The organism is Pararhizobium mangrovi (genome assembly GCF_006516965.1).
In the GTDB taxonomy this organism is placed as follows: domain Bacteria; phylum Pseudomonadota; class Alphaproteobacteria; order Rhizobiales; family Rhizobiaceae; genus Pararhizobium_B; species Pararhizobium_B mangrovi.
In genome coordinates this window covers 17898-39170 of record NZ_VHLH01000019.1, presented here as the reverse complement: position 1 = coordinate 39170, position 21273 = coordinate 17898, and the positions used below count along the sequence as shown (strand labels likewise).

General features: G+C 63.1%; 26 protein-coding genes and 1 pseudogene. 20 read left to right on the top strand and 7 right to left on the bottom strand.

Annotated features, from left to right (window positions below; genetic code table 11):
• Positions 1 to 34: 34 nt before the first annotated feature.
• Positions 35 to 418 (bottom strand): hypothetical protein, encoded by a 384-nt coding sequence (locus FJU11_RS10825; protein ID WP_210242874.1) that lies wholly within the window; start codon positions 416 to 418, stop codon positions 35 to 37.
• Here FJU11_RS10825 and FJU11_RS10820 point away from each other — a divergent pair.
• Complete coding sequence (locus tag FJU11_RS10820) at positions 417 to 1211, top strand: AraC family transcriptional regulator (RefSeq protein WP_141167070.1); 795 nt, start codon at positions 417 to 419, stop codon at positions 1209 to 1211. The two genes, FJU11_RS10825 and FJU11_RS10820, sit on opposite strands and share 2 nt — an antisense overlap.
• Positions 1212 to 1545: 334 nt before the next feature.
• Entirely contained in the window at positions 1546 to 2301 is a 756-nt protein-coding gene (locus FJU11_RS10815) for an SDR family oxidoreductase (protein WP_141167069.1), read from the top strand.
• Between the two features lie 66 nt (positions 2302 to 2367).
• On the opposite strand, the gene FJU11_RS10810 is transcribed toward FJU11_RS10815, so the two are convergent.
• Entirely contained in the window at positions 2368 to 3036 is a 669-nt protein-coding gene (locus tag FJU11_RS10810) for a TetR/AcrR family transcriptional regulator (protein ID WP_141167068.1), read from the bottom strand.
• Between the two features lie 72 nt (positions 3037 to 3108).
• Here FJU11_RS10810 and FJU11_RS10805 point away from each other — a divergent pair, with 72 nt between their 5' ends.
• Positions 3109 to 4647, top strand: coding sequence for an FAD-dependent monooxygenase (locus tag FJU11_RS10805; RefSeq protein ID WP_181408146.1), 1539 nt, complete (start codon positions 3109 to 3111; stop codon positions 4645 to 4647).
• A gap of 47 nt (positions 4648 to 4694) precedes the next feature.
• On the opposite strand, the gene FJU11_RS10800 is transcribed toward FJU11_RS10805, so the two are convergent.
• On the bottom strand, positions 4695 to 5651 hold the full coding sequence (locus FJU11_RS10800; RefSeq protein WP_141167066.1) for an NAD(P)-dependent oxidoreductase: 957 nt from the start codon (positions 5649 to 5651) through the stop codon (positions 4695 to 4697).
• A gap of 100 nt (positions 5652 to 5751) precedes the next feature.
• Between FJU11_RS10800 and FJU11_RS10795 the strand changes: the two genes are divergently transcribed.
• Entirely contained in the window at positions 5752 to 6573 is an 822-nt protein-coding gene (locus tag FJU11_RS10795; protein ID WP_141167065.1) for a helix-turn-helix transcriptional regulator, read from the top strand.
• Positions 6574 to 6785: 212 nt separating this feature from the next.
• Positions 6786 to 6959 (top strand): annotated as a pseudogene (locus FJU11_RS10790) (transposase zinc-binding domain-containing protein); the annotation flags it as partial.
• A gap of 99 nt (positions 6960 to 7058) precedes the next feature.
• On the opposite strand, the gene FJU11_RS10785 reads toward FJU11_RS10790, so the two are convergent.
• The gene (locus FJU11_RS10785; RefSeq protein ID WP_141167064.1) at positions 7059 to 7775 is read right to left on the bottom strand and encodes a DUF899 domain-containing protein; all 717 of its coding nucleotides are present in this window, start codon (positions 7773 to 7775) and stop codon (positions 7059 to 7061) included.
• 105 nt (positions 7776 to 7880) lie between these two features.
• On the opposite strand from FJU11_RS10785, the gene FJU11_RS10780 reads away from it, so the two are divergent.
• On the top strand, positions 7881 to 8330 hold the full coding sequence (locus tag FJU11_RS10780; RefSeq protein ID WP_141167063.1) for a winged helix-turn-helix transcriptional regulator: 450 nt from the start codon (positions 7881 to 7883) through the stop codon (positions 8328 to 8330).
• A 171-nt stretch (positions 8331 to 8501) separates the two neighbouring features.
• Positions 8502 to 9134: a tyrosine-type recombinase/integrase gene (locus FJU11_RS10775; protein WP_141167062.1), complete on the top strand. Its 633-nt coding sequence runs from the start codon at positions 8502 to 8504 to the stop codon at positions 9132 to 9134.
• A 156-nt stretch (positions 9135 to 9290) separates the two neighbouring features.
• On the opposite strand, the gene FJU11_RS10770 is transcribed toward FJU11_RS10775, so the two are convergent.
• Positions 9291 to 10199: a hypothetical protein gene (locus FJU11_RS10770; protein ID WP_141167061.1), complete on the bottom strand. Its 909-nt coding sequence runs from the start codon at positions 10197 to 10199 to the stop codon at positions 9291 to 9293.
• Positions 10200 to 10469: 270 nt separating this feature from the next.
• On the opposite strand from FJU11_RS10770, the gene FJU11_RS10765 reads away from it, so the two are divergent.
• On the top strand, positions 10470 to 11018 hold the full coding sequence (locus tag FJU11_RS10765) for a hypothetical protein (RefSeq protein WP_141167060.1): 549 nt from the start codon (positions 10470 to 10472) through the stop codon (positions 11016 to 11018).
• Positions 11019 to 11795: 777 nt separating this feature from the next.
• Here FJU11_RS10765 and FJU11_RS10760 read toward each other — a convergent pair.
• Positions 11796 to 12272, bottom strand: coding sequence for a GNAT family N-acetyltransferase (locus FJU11_RS10760; protein WP_141167059.1), 477 nt, complete (start codon positions 12270 to 12272; stop codon positions 11796 to 11798).
• 511 nt (positions 12273 to 12783) lie between these two features.
• Between FJU11_RS10760 and FJU11_RS18315 the strand changes: the two genes are divergently transcribed.
• The 3 genes from FJU11_RS18315 (at position 12784) to FJU11_RS10750 (ending at position 14324) form a co-directional block, all read left to right on the top strand.
• Positions 12784 to 12948, top strand: coding sequence for a hypothetical protein (locus FJU11_RS18315; protein ID WP_181408145.1), 165 nt, complete (start codon positions 12784 to 12786; stop codon positions 12946 to 12948).
• 141 nt (positions 12949 to 13089) lie between these two features.
• Positions 13090 to 13542, top strand: coding sequence for a hypothetical protein (locus FJU11_RS10755; protein WP_141167058.1), 453 nt, complete (start codon positions 13090 to 13092; stop codon positions 13540 to 13542).
• A gap of 458 nt (positions 13543 to 14000) precedes the next feature.
• A complete protein-coding gene (locus FJU11_RS10750) occupies positions 14001 to 14324 on the top strand; it encodes a DUF736 domain-containing protein (protein WP_181408144.1) in 324 nt (107 codons plus the stop codon).
• A gap of 63 nt (positions 14325 to 14387) precedes the next feature.
• Here FJU11_RS10750 and FJU11_RS10745 read toward each other — a convergent pair whose 3' ends face one another.
• Entirely contained in the window at positions 14388 to 14642 is a 255-nt protein-coding gene (locus FJU11_RS10745) for a helix-turn-helix domain-containing protein (protein WP_141167056.1), read from the bottom strand.
• 185 nt (positions 14643 to 14827) lie between these two features.
• On the opposite strand from FJU11_RS10745, the gene FJU11_RS10740 reads away from it, so the two are divergent.
• The 9 genes from FJU11_RS10740 (at position 14828) to FJU11_RS10700 (ending at position 21257) form a co-directional block, all read left to right on the top strand.
• A complete protein-coding gene (locus tag FJU11_RS10740) occupies positions 14828 to 15094 on the top strand; it encodes a DNA -binding domain-containing protein (protein ID WP_141167055.1) in 267 nt (88 codons plus the stop codon).
• 144 nt (positions 15095 to 15238) lie between these two features.
• Positions 15239 to 15568 (top strand): transcriptional regulator domain-containing protein, encoded by a 330-nt coding sequence (locus FJU11_RS18605; protein ID WP_328591724.1) that lies wholly within the window; start codon positions 15239 to 15241, stop codon positions 15566 to 15568.
• Between the two features lie 13 nt (positions 15569 to 15581).
• A complete protein-coding gene (locus FJU11_RS18600) occupies positions 15582 to 15992 on the top strand; it encodes a DUF2285 domain-containing protein (protein WP_235890987.1) in 411 nt (136 codons plus the stop codon).
• A 126-nt stretch (positions 15993 to 16118) separates the two neighbouring features.
• Entirely contained in the window at positions 16119 to 16403 is a 285-nt protein-coding gene (locus tag FJU11_RS10725; RefSeq protein WP_141167053.1) for a helix-turn-helix transcriptional regulator, read from the top strand.
• 9 nt (positions 16404 to 16412) lie between these two features.
• Positions 16413 to 17297 (top strand): replication initiator protein A, encoded by an 885-nt coding sequence (locus FJU11_RS10720; RefSeq protein ID WP_141167052.1) that lies wholly within the window; start codon positions 16413 to 16415, stop codon positions 17295 to 17297.
• A 187-nt stretch (positions 17298 to 17484) separates the two neighbouring features.
• Entirely contained in the window at positions 17485 to 17949 is a 465-nt protein-coding gene (locus FJU11_RS10715; protein ID WP_141167051.1) for a DUF2840 domain-containing protein, read from the top strand.
• Positions 17946 to 18461 carry a S26 family signal peptidase gene (locus tag FJU11_RS10710; RefSeq protein WP_141167050.1) on the top strand — a complete coding sequence of 172 codons (516 nt, stop codon included), beginning with the start codon at positions 17946 to 17948 and terminating at the stop codon, positions 18459 to 18461. Before FJU11_RS10715 ends, FJU11_RS10710 begins: the two co-directional genes overlap by 4 nt.
• Complete coding sequence (locus tag FJU11_RS10705) at positions 18458 to 19276, top strand: lytic transglycosylase domain-containing protein (protein ID WP_235890986.1); 819 nt, start codon at positions 18458 to 18460, stop codon at positions 19274 to 19276. The genes FJU11_RS10710 and FJU11_RS10705 overlap by 4 nt, the downstream gene beginning before the upstream one ends.
• A gap of 250 nt (positions 19277 to 19526) precedes the next feature.
• On the top strand, positions 19527 to 21257 hold the full coding sequence (locus FJU11_RS10700) for a relaxase/mobilization nuclease domain-containing protein (RefSeq protein ID WP_141167049.1): 1731 nt from the start codon (positions 19527 to 19529) through the stop codon (positions 21255 to 21257).
• Positions 21258 to 21273: the final 16 nt, after the last annotated feature.

Below are 21273 nucleotides of genomic sequence, written 5' to 3'. Positions count from 1 at the left end.
ATCCCGTGGCGTTTGATGCGGCGTTCCGTTCCAATCATTCTTTGCATCCGTCGAGAGCGGTATTAAGGTGCTGATCGCGCAAGTCGAAGACCTCGAACAGGCCGAGCGCGCGAAGGGCCGGCATCGCTTCGGTCATCTCGCGCTCGAGCGTCTGCCTATGTGCGCCGTCCGTCGCAGGATTACGCCACTCAATGGCGTTGCGTACGAAGGCGGCTACCGTTCCCTTTCGTATGGCGACGCCGTCGATCTTGATCCGGTCGATGCCGTCGGGCAGGACGTCTTCGGGGCGCTGGGGCGCTTGTTTGTCGGTCATCATGATCTGCTCAATGTGTTTGTGCTGGTTGACGCGACACAAAGTAAACCGCATTGAATGGCGAAACCGCCCGGTTTCTGCCAATCGATAGCGCAAAACGGTCATGTCGACACCTCTGATTGAGCCCAATCGCGCCGATAACATCGGCGATGACGATCTCTTTGCCGTTGAGCGGCGCGAGACGACGGTGCGTGACACGGCCATCCACCAGCATGCCACGGGACAGTTGATCGGCAGTCTTTCCGGGTTGCTTTCGATCCGCACGTTGACCGGTGCGTGGGTCGTGCCGGCGACGCACGCAATCTGGATGCCGCCGCGCACCGAACATGCCATGCGCTCTCACGGCACCTTTGCTGGATGGAGCGTCTATGTCGGGGAAGGGGCCTGCGCCGGACTTCGCGACCACCCGGCGACGCTCAGGACGAGCCGGCTGTTGCGCGAAGCGGTTCATCGCGCAGCGTCCTGGAACCATCCGCCGCAGGCCACGCACGAGCGCCGTATCGCCGCCGTAATTCTCGACGAGATCGCCAGTCTTGCTGCCATTCCGCTAAGCCTTGTTCTGCCCACGGATCCGCGCCTACGGTCCATCGTCGACCGTCTGCTGGCCGATCCGACCGACGAGCGCACCATCGCGGACTGGAGCAGGCTCGCCGGAATGTCGCCACGCACGCTGGCGCGGCGGTTCATGGCCGAGACCGGTATGAACCTGACGCGCTGGCGTCAGCGGGCCCTATGCATTCATACGATCGAACGCCTGGCCGACGGGCAATCCGTGACTACCATCGCGATCGATCTTGGCTACAGTAATGTCGGCGCCTTCATCGCCATGTTCCGGCGCGTGACCGGGCAAACGCCGGCGCGCTATGCACGCTTGCAGCCGGATCGGGTGGACGACTGACCGGTCGGAGAAGCCTGTCGGCCGCATGATGCACGATTGCTTGACAGGTAGGCAAAGCGGACTTAGCAGTCTCTGCGCTGGCGTTCACCGTCGGCCGTAGGCGTTACCGTCATCCAACGCGTCCTTCTTCGAGAGGTTTCCGGCTGGAAGATCTCGATCGGAAAGGCGATGATGGTGGGCCAGTTTCCCGATCATGATCGTGCGCCAGTCGTATCCCGAGGCAATGCGTGTAGAGCACGGGTTTCGGACCGTCCGGCAGCGGCATGCGGGACGGTTGCCAAGCGGTCGTTCGCCTTTCCTTTCCATGACCCTTGCGAAGGAAAGGAGACCCTTCATGAACATGACCGGCAATACAATTCTCGTCACCGGCGCCACCAGCGGCATCGGCCGCGCGCTTGCCGAAGCGTTCCACGATCGCGGCAACACGGTCGTCGTCACCGGCCGGCGGACGTCTCATCTCGAGGCGATCACCGCCGATCGCCCCGCCATCACCGGCATCATCCTTGATATCGGCGATGGCGAAGCGGTCGCAGCCTGCGCGCGGGATGTCGGCGAGCGCTTTCCGGACCTCAACATCGTCCTTGCAAATGCCGGCATCTCGCGCACCGAGGACATGAGCGCGCAAGACTGGAATGCATCCGACGCACAGGCGATCGTCGATACCAACATCCTCGGCGTGATCCGCACGGCAACGGCGTTCCTGCCGCTTCTTCGCCAGCGCCGGGACGCGACTTTCCTTGCGACGAGCTCCAACCTTGCCTTCATCCCGCGAGCGGATTTCCCGACCTATTGCGCGAGCAAGGCGTTCCTTCATTCGTGGTTACAGTCGCTGCGCCATCAGCTTCGCCATGTGCCGGTCGAGGTTTTGGAACTGGCTCCGCCCTATGTGCGCACCGAGCTGACCGGAACAGGGCAGGCGTCGGACGAGCGGGCGATGGCGCTCGATGTCTATGTCGCGGAGGTGATCGACATTCTGGAGCGACAGGCACATCCCGCCGGCGAGATTCTTGTCGAACGCGACAGGGCCCGTCGGTTCGCCGAGCGCGACGGTCGCTATGAGGAGACCTTCGCGGCGATGAACCCGAACTGAGCGATGGGCTGCGAGGCGATTGTCGGATCGACGGCCACCGCCTCGCCAATCATCCTTTCGATGGAATCAGGAAACTCCGGACGTCTTACGACCGACATCCCCCTCGAACCCCGCAATAAAGAGATCGATGCCACGCTCGAAGCGCTGGTCGAAACGATCGAGGAGATACGGCCCGATTTCCATAGCGAGCGGAAAGCGCTCCGCATCGACTCGCTCTCGCCTGCTTTCGAGATCGTATCGCGGATCGCGGGTGCCAGGCGATGGAACGACGGCCTGTTCCTCGATCGTGAAGCCGATGACGAAGGCGTAGAGCGTTGTCATGCATAAAGTGGCGGTCTCGATATCGATGCCGGCTGTCGTGAAAGCGTTGAGGATCGCCTCGAGAGGTTCGAGGATGACCGGCTGCGTAAGATGCGTGCCGGAGACGAGACGGGCGCCGTCGCGGTGGCTCTTTAGTGTCGCACGCAAACCGTGCGCCATGTCGCGGACCATGTCTCGCCAGCGTGCCATGCTTCCATCCGTCCGCATGCCGCGCGCCCAGTCGGCGACGACTTGCGTGGCCATCTCGTCGACGAGATCCTGCTTGCTGGCAAAACGCCAGTAGAGCGTCGGCGCACGTACGCCAAGCTCCTTGGCGATCGCACCGAGCGTCAGGCGATCGAGACCGGTGTTGTCCAAAAGTTTCAGTCCGGCTCGGACAACGGGCTCACGACCGACTTTCGACGTTTCGCTCATAGGACTTGCAGATCTCTCTAATGACGTTAGATAACTTCTCTAATGTCATTAGATAAATGAAGACTGCTTATCATGGAAGTGGATGTCCTTATCGTCGGTGCTGGCCCGACGGGTCTGACGCTCGCCTGCGATCTGGCGCGCCGCAACGTTTCGCACCGCCTGATCGAGGCGATGGACGGACCAGTACGCGGATCGCGCGGGAAGGGCGTGCAGCCGCGAAGCCTCGAAGTTTTCGACGATCTCGGCATCGTCGATGCCGTCATCGCCGGCGGTCGCTTCAACCTGCCAATGATCTTTCACGACGCCGGGCCGGGGGTAATGCCTCCAAACCGCACCGGACCGAACCATCGTCCGGATGCGCCGTACGCGACCACGCTTCTTACGCCGCAATGGCATGTCGAGGCGTCGCTGCGCGCCCGTCTCGTCGAACTCGGCGGTGAAGTCGAATATGCGACGAAACTCCTCGATTTCGAGCAGGACGGCGATATCGTGATCGCCCGTGTCGAGATCGAAGGCCGTGGCACGGACATTCGGGCGCGGTGGCTCGTCGGCTGCGATGGCGGCCGGAGCGCGGTTCGCAGATGTCTTGGCGTGCCGTTTCTGGGAGAGACGCATGAGGATATCCGCATGTGGGTCGGCGATGTCCAAGTGACGGGTCTCGACCGCGAATGCTGGCACGTTTGGCCGAGCCCGGCGGCATTCCTTGCCCTCTGTCCGCTACCGGGAACGGATCGCTTCCAGTTCCAGGCAGCAATCCCGGCGACGGAAACGCGCGAACCCTCGACCGAAGCGTTTCAGAACCTCGTTTGGGCTCGGACCGGCCGCGACGACATTCGTCTTTCCGACGCCGAATGGCTATCGCTCTGGCGGGCCAATGTGCGCATGGTCGATCACATGCGTATCGGCCGGGTCTTTCTCGCCGGCGATGCCGCGCATGTCCACTCGCCGGCCGGTGGGCAGGGCATGAACACCGGCATCCAGGACGCCGTCAATCTCGGCTGGAAACTGGCTGCCGTCCTCGATGGTGCTGACGAAAGTCTTCTCGACACCTACGACGAGGAGCGCCTTCCCGTTGCTGCCAACGTCCTCGGCCTGTCGAGCGAACTGACGAAGAAGGCCTTCACGAAAGAAATGAAGGCGACGGATACGACGCTACAACTCGGCGTAAACTATCGGGACCGCAATCTCTCCATCGATTGGCAAAGACCGACGAATAAACTGCGTGCGGGCGATCGTGCGCCCGATGCGCCGGGCCTTTCGAGTGCCGAAGGTACCGTACGGCTCTTCGATTTACTGCGCGGCCTGCATGCGAGCGTTCTGACCTTCGGAATCGATCCCTCCGACGAGGGCAGGGACCTGATTGATCGCTACGGAGGCGATGTCGCATACATTCGGATCGACCGTCAGGGAGCGGCGTCGAACGGGAGCTGGATCGATACCGAAGGCCATGCTTTCCGCCACTACGCACCGCAGGACGATACACTGATGGTCATCCGTCCTGACGGTTACGTCGGTCTGATGACATCGGCGCGGACCTGTGAGGGGTTGAGCACGTATCTCCAACGCATCTTCGGTCTGAGCCGACGGAATTGTGAAAAATTGCGGAACTGAACGTAGAGATCACGTGCCCTTGAGAGACGGAAAGGCGATGGCGGCGCTCAGCCGATTTCGTTCACGACCGCTCCGCCATCGAGCACGGTCGACAGATTCCGGATCGCGGCTTCGCGCAGATGCGTCATCGATTCATCCGAGACACCCGCGACGTGTGGGGTGAGAATCACGTTTGGTACGTCCCGCCATCGATCGGACGGTGTTGGCTCCTCCGCGAAAACGTCGAGTGCCGCGCCGCCGAGCCGGCCGGCTGTCAATGCTGCGATGAGCGCGTCTTCGTCGATCACGCTGCCACGTGCAATGTTGACGATCGTGCCTTGTGAACCAACGGCGTCAATGACGTCTGCGTCAATCAGGCCATCGGTGTCACCGCGTGTGGCGACGATTAGCACGGTCGACCATCGCGCCAGATCGGCAAGGCTCTCCCGTCGCGGCCAACTGGCCGGTTTGTCCCTTGGTCCCCACCAGGCAATCTCGCCGCCAAAGGCGTCCAAACGGTTTGCGATGGCGGTCCCGATATTGCCGAGACCAACGATTCCAAAACGCTGAGCCGACATGGCGTGCCGGCGACCGATCGAGCGACCGGCCCGCCATGCGCCGCTCGACACATGAGCCTGCATATCGGGCAGGTGGTGGATGGCGGAAAGTGTCAGTGCGACCGCGTGGTCGGCGACGTCGGCGCTGTGCGTATCGCCGGCATTGGCGATGGTGATGCCGCGTTTTCGTGCAGCTTCGACCGGAACATTCTCGTATCCTGCACCGGGCACCGCGATCAGGCGGAGATTAGCGAGCTTGTCGAGCAGCGAGGCATCCATGCGCGTCGTCAGTGTCGCGACGATCTCATGGCCGCGCTCGGCAAGCAGCTCTTGGGAGTCCTCGGCCTGCCACAATCGGACGATCTCGAAACGATCATCGAGTGCGCCGTCGAGAAACGACTCCCAGTTCGAGCTCATGAGCAAGAGGCCAGGTTTGCCGGCAGTTTCGTTCTTCGATCCATCCGTCATCGGTTGTCTCCCATCCGAATTCGGATGGATGTATGCCGGCCGCGACCCGTGATAAAGTTAAGAACTCATCCATGTATAAAAGCTAAGTGGATCGTCGTTCATGTCGGATCTTACCTTCGCGGCCTATCTGCGCGAGCGCCGGATACGGCTCGATCCTGAAGCGTTTGGCATCGTCAGCGGACGGCGCAGGACGTCGGGCTTGCGTCGCGAGGAAGTCGCTCAACGAGCCGCCATCAGCACCACGTGGTACAGTTGGCTCGAGCAGGGTCGCGGCGGTCCGCCGTCCGTCGCCGTCGTCGAGCGGCTGGCACGGGCGATGAAATTCACCGAAGCGGAACGCGAACACCTTTACCTGCTTGGGCTCGGGCATCCGCCGCAGGCTCGCGGCGTTTCCGCAACCGCCGTCGCACCACGTCAACAGCTGATCCTCGACGCGATGGAGACGTGCCCTGCGCTGATCCGTACTGCGACCTGGGATGTCGTCGCCTGGAATCCCGCGTCTGCCGTCGTGATGACGGACTGGGGATCGGTGCCGGAGTGCGAACGCAACATGTTGCGCCAGATTTTCCTCAATCCGTACTCGCGCGTTTTGAATCGCGATTGGGAAAAGATCGCTCGCTTCGTCGTCAGTGTCTTCCGAGGCGACCTTGCACGCACGGGATCGGGCGACAGGGAGCAGCCCTTCATCGAAACGATGTGCCGCGAAAGCGGGGAGTTCGAGCGGCTCTGGAGCGACGCAGCCGTTGCCGGTCTGGAGGATGGGCAAAAGCGCCTTCACCATCCAATCGTCGGTGATCTAACGCTCGACTATTCGTCTTTCGCGGTGGACGGCCGGCCGGATCTCGTCATGCTCGTCCATACACCCGCGATGCCGGACGACGCGGAACGGATCCGCCGGCTACTCGCAGGTTCAAGATCTTAGAGAGGTTCCATCCTTGCGTCATGCCGAACGCAGCACATGTGAACGAGAAGCCGGACTCGCCGACCAACGAATGGGGATGATACGAGAACGACGGCGTGAGCATATGGAAAAAGTCGTTGTGTGTACGGTATGAACCGTCGTCAGCCCGCTTGATCGCCTTGCCCTGATCCAGCACGAGGAGGTCTCGTCCGGTTGAGGCGGTAAGCGCCGGGATCGAACTTGCCGACATCTTCCGCATCTCAGGTCCAGACTTTCGGGCGGCCCGCGCCGGTCATCTGAGCCTTTCCAAACTGAAGGTCATGTCGGAGATCGAGGCCAGCCGAACCGCGGCGCTCGGCGGCCATGTCGAAGGCTGCGACGAATGCGACCATTGGCGGATCGCCTACCCGCAACTTTCGTACGCCTCGCGGCGCCCGAAACTCTTCAGGTTTCGAGACTGACAGCTTGCGAGTGAGGCCGGAGTGAAGCAACCATCTCCGGACCGATCAATACGCGTCGTGCAGCCGAAGCCAGCTATGCGCAGCCCCCTCTTCGTTCCGCCCCTTCGGCGCCAGATCGAGCCAGTTCAGCGCGCCCATCAGAAGCTCGGCCCCCCGGCGATAGGTCGAGTATGTATGATAGACCGCCCCGTCGCGCATCGCGAACATCGATATGCCGAACATGTCGTCGGCTTTCGTGATTCTCTCCTTGCCGAAATTATACGGCGCGCCTCCATCCCCCTTCGCTTCCGGCGTGAAAGCCACAGTGAAGTCGTAGTTGAAGTCGCTGTCGCCAGAAGACACCCAAGCGAACGTCCAGCCCATGCGTTTCTTAACGCGTTCGATTTGCGGCACCGGAGCACGGGAAATCGCTGCGAAGGAAAGGTCGGCCTGTTCGAAATGCTGCCGCGCCGTTTCCGTATGATCGGCAATAAAGGAACAACCGGGGCAGACGTGATCGGACCCGGGTGTCAGCATGAAATGGTGGACCACAAGCTGGCTGCGCCCTTCGAATAGGTCGAGCAATTCGACCTTTCCGGTCGGCGCATCGAAGACATACTGCTTCTCGACCCTGACCCAAGGCAGTGCCCGCCGCTCGGCACGCAAGCGATCCAGGGCATGCGTGAGCGCTACTTCATCCCTTAGGTGCTTCATCCGCGCTTTCAGCTCCTCCTCCTGGGAGACGACCTTATGGTCGGCAAAATTCGGAATATCTGCTATCATAGCTATCCTTCCGGGTTCACGGCGAACTGAGGCGCCGAAACGCTTGCATGATGCAATTACAGGTTTTACTTGCATCATGCAAGTATTTTTGGCATTCGGAGACCTATGCTCGATCGGCTTTATAAAACCCAGGAATGCTCCGCTGCGCGGGCGCTCGAAATCGTCGGCGAACGCTGGAGCCTTCTTATCCTGCGCGACGCGATCTTTCGCCGTTACACCCGCTTTACCGATTTCCAGCGCAGTCTCGGGATCGCGACGAACATTCTCGCCAAACGTTTGGAAGGCTTCGTGCAGGCCGGGCTGATGACGGAGAACGCCGCGGCCGGGGCATCGGGCCATCGTGAATATTATCTGACCGAGAAGGGACGCGGACTGACGCCGGCCATCGTCGCGCTGACCGAATGGGGCGATGCATGGGTTGGCACCGGGCCAGTGAGCTTTAGACACGACGATTGCGGGGGCCGGGTGCGACTGGAACTCCACTGCGGCTGCTGCGATGAGCCGGTATCGGTCGAGCAGGTCAAGGCAGCCAAACGGGATGAGCCCGCCACGTGAGGCCGGCCACAATGTCCGCCTATGTAAATCCCGCAGCGTCCGCGATGGGGTCGGGAGAAGGACGTCAGCTTACTTCGTATCACAATCCAAAGCGGATCGTCTCCTTTCGGCCCCAATCTGCACCATCTCGAGCGTTCTCCCTCTGGCCAATCATGGCCAAGGAGAAACAGAATGGGATACTCACGATTTGATGCAGCGACGCGGCATTGTCAGGCTTGGAACGCTGGCAAGAATGTCGGAACGAAGCGCCCACTGACGCAGAAACAGATTTGGGCGATCCGCTTCCATCTCGATCGCGAGGGACGATTGAGAGACAAGGCCCTTTTCGATCTCGCCATCGACAGCAAGCTGCGCGGCTGCGATCTGGTGAAGATCAAGATCGGTGACGTGGTAGCGGGCGCGGAGATACGAAATCGCGCCACCGTCATTCAGCAGAAGACCAATCGGCCCGTGCAGTTCGAACTCACGGCCGACGTTCGAGCCACGCTGCTAGCATGGCTTGAGCGCCGAGGCGGGTCGACAGGCGACTATCTGTTCCCGAGCCGTGTGGATCACGCCGGCCATATGAACACACGACAGTATGCACGTTTGGTTGATGAATGGGTGACTGCGATTGGACTGCGAAAGGCAGAATACGGGACGCATTCGCTGCGCCGAACGAAGGCGGCTATGATCTATCGTGCCACCGGCAATATCCGGGCTATCCAAATTCTGCTCGGCCACACGAAGATCGAGAACACCGTCCGGTATCTTGGCGTAGATGTCGAAGACGCTTTGCTGCTGGCGGAGAGAACCGAAATCTGACGAAAGGAGCGGTCGCTCAGCAGTATTGATCGACCGCTTCTAGGTTCCTCCGCTTGCGAGAAGCGCGACAAACTCTGGGTGGATAGCGGAATGACGGGTTTTAAGTTTGCGAAGCTGCCGCAGGTTTAGCCTGAGGCACGGAGCGGTGGAGCAGCGTTATTCCTCGCAACGGACCACCGCGCGAACCGGCTCGTTTTGCCCGGCGCGATAGCGCGCTGTCCCGTCGTCGTTCAGCGCGAAAGAGATTGTGGGCCTAGTGGTGTTGTCGCCGACCGTCTCGTCAAGCGTGATGGCAATGCTGTTGCCGCGTACTTCTGTTTTCGTCACCGGTCCGCCGGTCTCGAAGAAATTCACCGTTTTCGCCCTCACTCGTACGTTCTGGAAGGCGGTCTGATAGTTGTAGTCCTCGGCGCAGGCCTGACGATCGAGGGCGTAAAGATTGCGGAAGCGGGCCGGCACGGTGGCGGTTGTGCCACTCGTTACGGCTCCATCATCCGATCGCGATGGTTCGCTGCCGCGTGTGCAGCGGATGAAACGGATGCTATCTCCGTTGCCCTTCCGCACCCGCATCGCGCCGCCGCCGTCAAGGCTGGCGAAATACACGACCTTCGCGCCCGGCTCCAGGCTTTCGTTCGTCTCGGTGTAGGTGACCGCTAGCGCGCTGCTGTTGCGACGGATATTGGTCGCCTCGCCGCCGCCCTCGAAAAAGCCTACCCCGGTATCGGTAACGGTAAAGCGCTGGTGATTGCGTGCATTGCACTCGCCCGCATTGGTCGCCCAGGTTCCGCGGAACAGCGTTGGGATGCGTTGTAACTGGCGCACGCGATCGTCGGCGCCGTCGCTGCCGGTAGCGGCACCCGGCCTGCTGTTCAGCGCATCCGTATCCCGATCCGCACTGGCGTCATCCGGCGCTGACGTTTCGTTCACCGCATCGGCACCGGCAGTTTTGCCCACGACCGTATTGTCGTTCTCGCCGACTACACCGTCCGAAGGCTCTTTCGAACAGGCGGCAAGGAAGAGTCCGACAGCGAGCGGAGCGACGAAGCGAAAGGAATGTGTAATCACCGTCGTTAAACTTTTGCAGTCGGCCCTTGTTCCATTTGGCCACAAAGCGAAGGCAGCCACAATTCGGCATCTCTGGGGTTGCGTCTCAGGATCGTAGCGCTGGTTCGCTTCTTGCAACACGGTTCAGAATTTCGAGACCAATGCTGTCTTAGCAAGCGATGAAACAATTGGCACGTTCACGTGCTTGTAATCCGCTGGCCGTAGCAATCCGTCAAACTGGCATCCTCTGCACACGAACCTTGCACCGGCAAAAGCATCGAGAGGGACAAGATGATCAAGCGCGCAACCACATCGGCATTCTTGGCGATTTCCATGCTGGCGCTGCCCGGCTGCACGCCTTCGGCATCACCTTCACAAGAAACGGATGCGACCACCTCGGAGCCGATCTCGACTTCGCAAGCGGACGTTTCGCAGAGCGGTGACGGATCGCCTTCCGGCTCGGCCGCGGCATCGACCCAGGCGACAGCGATGCCCGGCGCCGGGACGGCGACGCAGGTTCCGCTGACTCCTGGTGTCTACGTGTTGGAAGGGACGAGCTGTGAGAACCCTGCCAATGCTGCTTGGCGCGTCTGGGATGGCAGGGGGCTGTCAGGTTCGAGCACGAGGGCGTGCCGCGCGACGATCCTATCGCAAGACGGCAAGACTTACACGCTGCGCAACAGCTGCGAGAACACCTATGACGGGTCGCGCAGCGACGAGACGATTGCCATGACCGTCACTGACCAGGTGCATTTCACGGTTCAGGGCCGCTCGTTCGCGTCCTGTTCGACGGCCCAAGTGCCTGCCGCCTTGCGCGAACGCCTGACCGGGCAGCAATAGGCGCTCGGCTACGCTCGCGTCACGGCCGGCACCCCGACCAATTCGGACGACTACGCGTAGGTGATGGAAGCGCGCTAGGGCGAATACGACCGCCTTGAATACAAGCCGGTTACGCTCAATGGCTTCGAGTGTGGCGATAATTGCTATCTCGAACTGACCGAAGCTATTTAAGGCGCCGCGCCGCGCAAGGTGTAGTGCACGGCAAAATTGTGCGACGATTGGCAACGCAAGGGCCGATGCCGCCCACGCTGCGTAACAAGGGCGCGAGGGCGAAGTTCGGCAGGGCCGATCAGCTCGATGGCGCCGAAAATGTCATGGCGCGTAGCGTGGAAGCCATGGTCGATCTGCGCTGATGAGGGTGGTTGCGACGTGGTAAATCAGCAAAAGTAGGGAGTTCGACCGCTATGAGTGGTTAGCGGATTTTATCCCGTAACCATCTGACCACAACGAAACCTACAAGCGCGCCCGCGCTTGGCCAAAGTGGACCGAAAATATATAAGAGACCATCTAGGGCGTCCCCCTGTCGGGTGGGATCAGCCAATTCAATGTGGACTAGAATAATGATCACAATTGGAATTGTGCAGAGAAGCCCGATGGCTAGCTTTTTACTCGGCACCAAAGATATAAGCCCACCGACCACAGCACCGCCTGCTATTATGCCGAACAAAACGATGTCGTTGGTGACATGATCCATTTGCCGTCCTTTAACACAGAGATAAACGGCAAAGAAGGGTGGTTTTGCGACTGTCGGTTTTATAATGAATACGAGAAAAGCGGTTATTCCGCTCGCTTAGCGTGCTCCATCAGAAAACACGGTCCACACTCCGTCAGCCGTTCCTCTTTAGATTGAAACCAAGCCTTCTGATACGCGCGGATTGCTCTCGCATTTGTTGGATGAGGATCAGTGCCGATCACAGGTGCTCCTCCGGTATGAAGACGATCGACATATGCTGTTATGAAAGCAGGGTCATGACCGTAGCCGAGCAGTTCCTGCACTCCGATGAATTGGTCGATACCCCGTGATCGAAGCGGGAGGTGCCCGAAGTGATGGTCGGGCCAAGCATGCGGGTCATAGTCTTGGATGAATGCAAAAGGTGAAGATCGAGAGGAAACGATCCACATCGCAACGTCGGGATCATCTAAATTATCCTCACCTATCGGGTCGGCCGGTTGTCCATTTGCATCAATCCACCATTCCCTGACCGCCGGTGTCTGCAACCATCGCCCGATCAGTGGAAGATCGCCTATGGTCATCGCTCGAAACTCGTAGACTGACACGCTCCTGACCTCGCGCAGCACTTAAACTGTGTCCGCTTTTAAGATCAATGGCGTCGTGTGGGAATGGCCGGCATTGGGGGCGGTTGCCCAATGACCGCTTTAGACGCCGGGGAACACAAAAGCAGACCTTCCGCAAACGGCCCAGGTTCTGTCACGACGATGAGCTGTCCGGGCAAACTCGCGATGTCGGCTCCCGATAAAACCGGTCGTTCGGCATGGTCCCAGGAAATGGCCGCTTCATTCCAAATCCAAGCATTGGTCCTCAAAGGACGCTTCTCTCCCTTAACTGCTGCGACCATCCCGCTCTCTAAGCGCTATTCCTCGGTCCAACTTGGACCTTCTCCGATCAACCCATGAAGGGTCCGCTAAGCGAAGCTTGCGGCCGCTCTGGCTGACGTCTGCCGCGGTGATCGCGGACCGAAGCCGGACCCATCGGGCGCCCGTCGAGCGGGGATGGTCCCCGCTCCCGAAAACGGGAGCCTTCGCGATGAGCCTTTCGACCGCACAACTGAACGCATTGAGCCTCGCTAAGACGCTGATGACCTGTATCACCCTGTTCGAGGCAGGTGACAGCTACGGCGTCGTTCCGACCGCCGAATTCGACGGCGACCCGGAAACCGTTATCAATGAATACGACCCTTTCTCGCAATGAAGCGGTTGTCGCTCGAGGCGGCGGTTCGGACGTTCGATTTACGATACCGAAGCCGCCGTCTGGCTGCTACAATCCCGACCATCGAAGCGCCGTGGAGGAGGTGGAAGCGCGTCCGATGACCCATCGTCACGGAGGACGCTCATGTGCATCGCCACCATATTGACCATCGCGGGGCTCGGCGCGTTCTGCTGGCTCGTCTTCAATCTCGCCGTCTACGCTTTTCCCTTCTTCGTCGGCATGGCGATGGGCTTGGCCGCCTATCATCACGACACAGGGCCGCTCGGCGCGGTCGCCATCGGCTTGACGTCCGGCGCGATGACGCTCGTCATCGGCCAGTTCCTGTTCGCGCATCTGCGCTCGCCGATCCTGCGCATTGTGGTCGCAATCGTCTTCGCCGTTCCGGCGGCGATCGCCGGGTATCATCTGGCCTATGGTCTGTCGGGAATCGGCGGCACAGGCGAAGTGTGGCGGCACGTCTTGGGATATGTCGGCGCCGTCGTGATCGGTAGCGTGGCTTGGGTCCGAGTCGGTGCGCTGGATATTGATGAGCAGCGTCAACCAAGTGCACCGATACAGCCATTGTCCACGCGCTAGCGCTGGCAAGCGAAATCGAACCGCTTCCCGAGCGACAACCTTCCAAACACCTGCGAATTATCCGCAGGCTCGCCGTTCCGTTCTGGCCACACGGATTCCGGTCTTTCGCAAGCCATAGCTTGTCTTTCTTCGCCCGGAATGCCGCGGGATCTTGTCGTGACGCGACGGTGATCGCCACGTCTCCTGTCACGGCGCTGTCGGCAGGCGGCCCACACGGCCTCTCATTGGCTTGATCTGGCCGGCACCGGCTTCGCCTCGATCGGCTGTGCCGCAACGGAGCGGCGAAGCTTTCTTCCCCTGATCTGCGATCATTCCTCGCGGGGACAAAAAAGCTTCGCCGCTCCGTCCTTCGCTGCGCTGCGGTCCTATGGGATGCGGCGCCGATCGTCCCGGCCTTCGCGATCGCCATCGAGGCCGCGATGGGCGCGGGCTCGAGACAGCAAGACAGGAGACCTACCGTGGCTACCATCGGCACCTTCAAGAAGTCCGGCAACGAATATACCGGCGAGATCGTCACCCTGAACGTCCAGGCGAAGAACGTCCGGATCGCGCCCGAGACCAACCAGGCAAGCGACAACGCACCTTCGCACCGGGTCTTCGTCGGCCGCGCGGAAATCGGTGCCGCCTGGACCAAGCGCTCGAACGAGGGCCGCGACTATCTCGGCCTCAAGCTCGACGATCCGAGCTTCACCGCTCCGATCTACGCCAACCTCTTCGACGACGAGGATGGCGGCAGCTTCAGTCTCATCTGGTCGCGCCCTAGCCGCCGCAACGGCGAGTGATCCGACCACGACGCCCCGCCCGGATCAGCCGGGCGGGGCTTTTCGTCTGAAAATCACGGCTCGCTATTCTGTCCCGGATTGTGGATGAGGAAACGAGGAGTCCGTCTGGTCAGGTCGAACGATCAGGTCACTCGCCTCCACTCCGAGTTCCGTTGCGAGGCGATCGACGACGTCGATGCTGGCGTTGTAGACGCAGCGTTCGAGCGAACTGATATAGGTGCGGTCGATGCCGGCTCGGTGTGCCAGTTCCTCCTGCGACAGCCCTTTTTCCTGCCTCAGCTTCTTCAGATTGAACGCCAGCGCCTCTCGTATCTCCATGCACGAGACAGCACCGTCTTGTAGAGTATTTCACCACGGAGTATTCTCGACAGAGACGGGTCTGTCTTGGGCTCGACTTAAGGCGACGCGTCGTTTGCATCGGCATTAAGTCCGTTATGGTGGTAAGCGAGCGTGCCCGATGATTTTAGTATCGCCTCTGTAAACCGGAGTTCGCTGGAGACGAGATGGCGGAACCTGAATTCCTCGATGAGCCGCCCACCGCGCCGACCGTGACGGACTATGATCTGGCGCATTCGATCGTCTATCTACGCCTTCTTGATGCGGCGACGGACGGCGCGGATTGGCGCGAGGTGGCGCGTCTCGTTCTCGAGCGTGACCCGGATCGAGACCCCGATCGCGTCCACCATATGCATGCGAGCCATCTCGCGCGCGCCCGTTGGATGACCGAACATGGCTATCGCGACCTCCTGAGACGCGCCGACGCGCACTGACCTCGCGCGACTGGCTGACGTGTTGCCCAGAACGCAACGCGTGATGCCTGGCGCGGGACTCCCAAACCCTTCGAATCAGGCGAACACTTCAGCCCTACGCGCGCGGAGCGTGTGCCCCACGAGCGTTCGGTTGGAGTGTCTGCCATGTCGATTCCGGACTGGCGGTCGAAGGCCGCCTATGACGATCTCGAGCGGGTCCCGATGCGCGGGCTCGCCTGGGAATATCTGCGCCGCAACGAAGCCTATGGGCGCGACTATCATGATGCCGGGAGAGTCTCCGACGCCGAACGAGCGGACGCGTCCGCGCGGCGTTGGGGGCTGCGATTTCCTGACAGACCCGTCTCGATCCGCAACGGAGACGGCGCTGTTCTGGCTGCCAACGGCGTCGCCCGACGTCATCACCATCCTCGCACTCCCCGACGGTCTCTCCGATCGTCCGCCGGTCAGTCTGGAACGGCTCGATCATCGCCGTGATGCGCCCGATGGCGTGCACCTGCTGCTCGGCGGCGTCCATCAGCTCTTCAGCCTCGACGGCACCATCGAGCCGCCGCTCGGGTTGGTCCTGCCGCTCGACGACTGGCTGCCGGCCAGCGTGGCGGCGACACTGGCGTTGTGGCGCACGCTGCGGGGCCGGCCACCGGCGGAGGCACGCGCGCCCACCCGTCAGCGCCGGGCCCGTCTGGTCCTCGGACTGCGCGCCCTCGACGGCCGCGACGCGGGCGCGAGCTATCGCGAGCTCGCGAGCGGCCTCGTCGGCCCCGCGCGCGTGCCCGACGGCCCCGCCTGGAAATCGCACGACCTGCGCTTCCGCATGATGCGTCTCGTCGCCGACGCCTCGGCGCTGCGCGACGGCGGCTACCGCGACCTCCTTCGTCCGAACCCACGCTCGCTGCGCTGATCGCGCCGGTGTGCGCTCTCGCGACGCCGTCCTTCGCACTCCTCCTACGAAGTCTCCCTCCGACACTGTGTCCCGCATCCGCCGTGGACGGTCCGCGGCGCTCGACGACATCTCGGAGACCCGATCATGCCCGATCCAAACGCCGACCTTCCGCCACGTTACCTGCGCACCCCCGAAGCTGCCCGCTTTCTCGGCCTGTCCGGTCGGACGCTGGAAAAACACCGCACCTACGGCACCGGCCCGCGCTACTCGAAAATCGGCGGCCGCGTCGTCTACCGGCTCGACGACCTCCAGGCCTGGGTCGAGCGCGGCACCAAGCGCAGCACGTCGGACGATACCGGCGACACCGTGCTGCCGGCCAAACGCCATGCGGCGATCTCGCCGGCCTATGCCGATCACGCCCGCCGCTGATCGCCGCCGATGCCCGCTCGACACCGCGCCTCGCCTGAGCGGGCGCAGCTCGACCTGTTCCGCGCGCTGCCCGGCACGCTGCGCGCCCGCGACGCCCAGGACCTCATGGCCTATCCCTTCTTCTCGCTCGCCAAGTCGCCGCGCACCGCGCCGATCGACTTCACAGCCGGGCGGATCGCCATCCGCGTCGAGGCGGTGCCCGAGCACGGCATGGCGACCATCTGGGATGCCGACGTGCTCATCTGGGCGGCCTCGCAGATCGTCGAGGCCCGCGACCGCGGCCTGCGACCGTCGCGCCTGATGGCCGCAACGCCCTACGAGATCCTGACCTTCACCGGGCGCGGCACTTCGGTGCGCGACTACGACCGGCTGAAGGCCGCACTCGACCGGCTCCAGTCGACGACCGTCGCGACGTCGATCCGCCAGCCGAGCGAACGGCGGCGGCACCGCTTCTCCTGGATCAACGAATGGACCGAACGCGCCGATGGCGCCGGGCGGCCGCTCGGACTGGAACTGATCCTGCCCGACTGGTTCTTCGCCGGCGTCATGGACGACGCGCTCGTGCTCACCATCGACCGGGCCTATTTCGATCTTAAGGGTGGACTGGAACGCTGGCTCTACCGGCTTGTGCGCAAGCACGGCGGTGTCCAGCGCGGCGGCTGGAGCTTCGATTTCGCCTATCTCCACGCTAAATCCGGCAGCCTGTCGGCGCTCAAGCATTTCGCGTTCGACCTGCGCCGGATCGTGCGCCGTCAGCCGCTTCCCGGCTACCAGCTGTCGATCGAACGCGATCCGCGACGCGGCGAGCGGCTCGCCTTCACCGCGCTGGTCACCGATCCGTTCGAGGTCGCGGCCGCCCGCGCCTTCGGGCGCGGCCCTGTGGACAAGCTGTGATGCGCCTCGTGCTATCGGGGACCGTCACCCTCGTGCCATCGGGGACCCGATCCTCGTGCTATCGAGGACCGAAATCGCCGAAAGGTGTCGCAAACACAGCGGCTTGTGCGCGCCGTAACGTTCCTAACCTAGATTCCTACGGAATCTTTCTAACGCGGTCGCTGCAACGCAGACGGCGGGTGCCGCGATGAGCGGGCACACCACCGTCGAGCTGCTGTGGATCGAGAAGCGCATCGAGCGCTGGATCCGCTTCGGCCGCATCGCGCAGGACACCATCCTCGATCGCCGGCGGCGTATCGTCGGCTTCGATGCCGGCAGCGTCTTCGCCTACGTCCGATGGGCGGCGAACGACTACGGCACCGTCGTCAGCCGCATCGACATCCTGCGCGCCGTCCCTTCCGGCGAAGCCTACGCGACGGTGCCGTATGTCACACCCGGCGCCGACATCCTGCTGCGCCAGGCCGGCTGGCCGAAGGTCGATGCGGTGCTCGAGGCAATCGACCGGATCGAGGCGATCGGCGTCGCGCCCGAGGACGTCTGCCCGGACCATTGGCGCCATCTCCACCACCGCATCACCGCTCGCCAGCAGGCGCGCCCGTACACGCTCGCGCGCCACGCCGCGTGGTGCAAACGCAGGAACATCGAACCATGAAACGACGACCGACACCGCTCCTCCTTGGCGGGCTGGCCGTCGCCGCGATGTTGGCGCCGGCGATTGTCGCCATGCCGACGCGGCTCGTCTGGAACGCCTCGGCGAGCGTGCCAATCGGGCTCTACGCGGTGCGGCCGGCGGGAGATCTGTCGGTGTCGGATCTCGTCGTCGCCATGCCGCCCGCACCGCTCGACCGCTTCCTTGCCGCGCGGCGCTACATCGGCTCCGGCGTGCCGCTCATCAAGCATGTCGCCGCGCTTGGCGGCCAGACGGTCTGCCGCCACGGCGACGCTGTGACGGTCGATGGCGCGGCGCTGGCCACGGCGCGCGATCGCGACGGCCGCGGCCGTCCGCTGCCGCGCTGGCATGGCTGCCGGACGCTCGGCGACGGCGACGTGCTGCTCGTCAACGCCGGCGTCGCCGACAGCATGGACGGGCGGTATTTTGGCCCGTTGCCGCGCGCCGCGATCATCGGCCGCGCGACGCCCATATGGACGCGGAGCACGCCATGAGCATGCGCCCGCTTCCTCTTCGCGGCCGTGTTTGCTGGCCCATTGCGCTCGCGCTCGGCATCACGCTTTGCCCGCTGTCGGGTCGACCGATCCCCGCCGCCGTGGCGCAGACCGCGCCAGCGGACGCGCCGCGGATCGTCGTTCGACCCGCGGACCCCTACGTGGCCTTCGTCACCGAAGCGGCGGCGCGGTTCGGCATCCCGGAGCGCTGGATTCGCGTCGTCATGCGCGCCGAGAGCGCCGGCGACGTGCATGCCGTCAGCCCGGTCGGTGCGATCGGGCTGATGCAGCTCATGCCCGCGACATGGGCCGAGATGCGGGCGCGCTACCGCCTTGGGACCGATCCGTTCGACCCGCGCGACAACATCCTCGCCGGCGCGGCCTATCTGCGCGAGATGCACGACCGGTTCGGATCGCCTGGCTTCCTCGCGGCCTACAATGCGGGACCGGCACGCTATCTGGCATCCCGTACGACCGGCCGCCCGCTGCCTCTCGAGACACGTCTCTATCTCGCCCGGCTCGCACCGCTTCTCGGCGACGGCGTTCCATCGGACGTCCGAAACAGCGCAGTTGCAGCTGCGCCCGATCCGCTCGCGTGGACGCGATCACCACTCTTCGTGGCACCCTCGAACCACGATCTACCCGATCGATCGACGACGCTCGCCGCACCGTCGGACGGAAGCAGACGTGCGAAGGCGACGCCATCGAAACGGTCCGTCCGTTCGCCCGCTAATAGCCGCGAAACCGACGTCCAAACCACCGACCAGACGTCACCCGAACCCATGTTCGTGTCTCGCACGGAGGCTCCCCAATGACGATAGCGCGATCGACACCCGATCGTGCCATGGCGGGCTCTGTCGTATCGACGGTAGGGAGTGAGGCCGGCAGGGGTGAAGCAGCGGAGAGATGGCAGGATAAAAGGGCGCGATGTGCGCCGCGGTCGGATGGTGGTATTTCAAGGGGTTACGGGTTAATTTCACGAGGTACGCCGGATAAGCGCACCTCGCGCAATCATCGATTCTCCAGATTTGGCGCCGCTTCGGCGCGATGTGCGCGGGCGTGGCCATGAGCGGCGAGGACGAGTTCCGCATCCGGCCCGGCCGCGTGCGCTCGCGCGGCGCTCAGCGCGCACGGCCCTTCGTCGCCCAGGCGCTTGCCGCCGCGCAGAAGGCCGGCGGCTCGGTCTCGCGAAGCGGCCGCGTCCGCACCGGCCGGTCACGCTTAGGCAAGGGTCAGCGCGCCGCGCTCCAAGCCAACCGCTTCATCACTGCCCGCTCGCGCGGCGCCGTCGTCAAGGCACGCGTCGTGCGTCAGGCCGGGCGTGCCGCGTCGCTCGGCGTCCATCTCACCTATCTGCGCCGCGAGGGCGTGACCCGGGATGGGGAGAACGCCCGTCTGTTCGGGCCGGAAACGGAAAACGCCGATGCCGGCGCGTTTGGTGAGCGCTGCGCCGGCGACCGGCACCATTTCAGGTTCATCGTATCGCCCGACGACGCGACCGAGATGAGCGATCTTCGCGGCTTCACGCGAGACCTTATGCGCCAGGCCGAGCGCGATCTCGGCACGAAACTCGACTGGGTCGGCGTCGATCACTGGAACACCGGTCATCCGCACATCCATGCCATCGTCCGCGGCGTGCGCGACGACGGTGCCGATCTCGTCATCTCGCGAGACTATATCAGCGCCGGCATGCGCGACCGGGCACGCGATCTGATCACCCACGAACTCGGCCCCCGCACCGAACACGACATTCGTCAGTCGCTCGAACGCCAGGTCGACGCAGAGCGGTGGACAAATCTCGATCGTCAGTTCGTGCGCGACAGCGATGCGACCGGTATCCTCGACATGGCGCCGCGCAGCGGCGAGCAGCCCGACGCGTTCCATACGCTGAAGGTCGGGCGTCTGCGCAAGCTCCAGAGCCTCGGGCTCGCCGACGAAGTCGGACCGGGCCAGTGGATCGTCGCCGACGACGCCCAAGCCACGCTGCGCGAACTCGGTGAACGCGGCGACATCATCAAGCGCATCCATCGCGGACTGGCCGAGCGTGGCGTCGACCGCGGCGTCGGAAGCTATGTTCTGGCCGGAGAAGACCTGCCGGAACCGCTCGTCGGCAGGCTGATCGCCCGTGGTCTCGACGACGAACTCACCGGCACGGCCTATGCGGTCATCGACGCCACCGATGGCCGCACGCATCATGTCCGGCTGCCCGATCTCGACGCGGCGGGCGACGGGTCGCCCAGATCGATTATCGAACTTCGTCGCTACGAAGATCGCAAGGGCAATAAGCGCTCGGCGTTGGCGGTCCGCTCGGACCTCTCGATCGAGGCGCAGGTCACGGCGACCGGCGCGACGTGGCTCGACCGGCAGGCGATCGCGCGGGAGCCCGCGGCGCTCGGCGGTGGCTTCGGCGCCGAGGTGCGCGACGCGATCGAGAGACGGATCGACCATCTCGCCGGGCTGGGCCTCGCCGAGCGTCGCGCCGGTCGCGTCGTGTTCGCCCGTAACCTGATGGACACGCTTCGCCGGCGCGAACTCGACGACATGGGAGAACGGATCGCGGCAGAGACAGGATTGCCATTTAGGAAAGCCGGCGAAGGCGAGCCGGTCGCCGGGCGTTACCGGCAGCGGCTTTCGCTCGCCTCAGGCCGGTTCGCCATGGTCGACGACGGGCTGGGGTTTCGGCTCGTGCCCTGGTCGCCGTCGATGGAGAAGCATCTCGGCCAGCAAGTGTCCGGCATCAGCCGTGGCGGCGGGGTCGACTGGAGCTTCGGACGGAAGCGCGGTTTAGGGATTTGATCTCGCTCTCTGGACG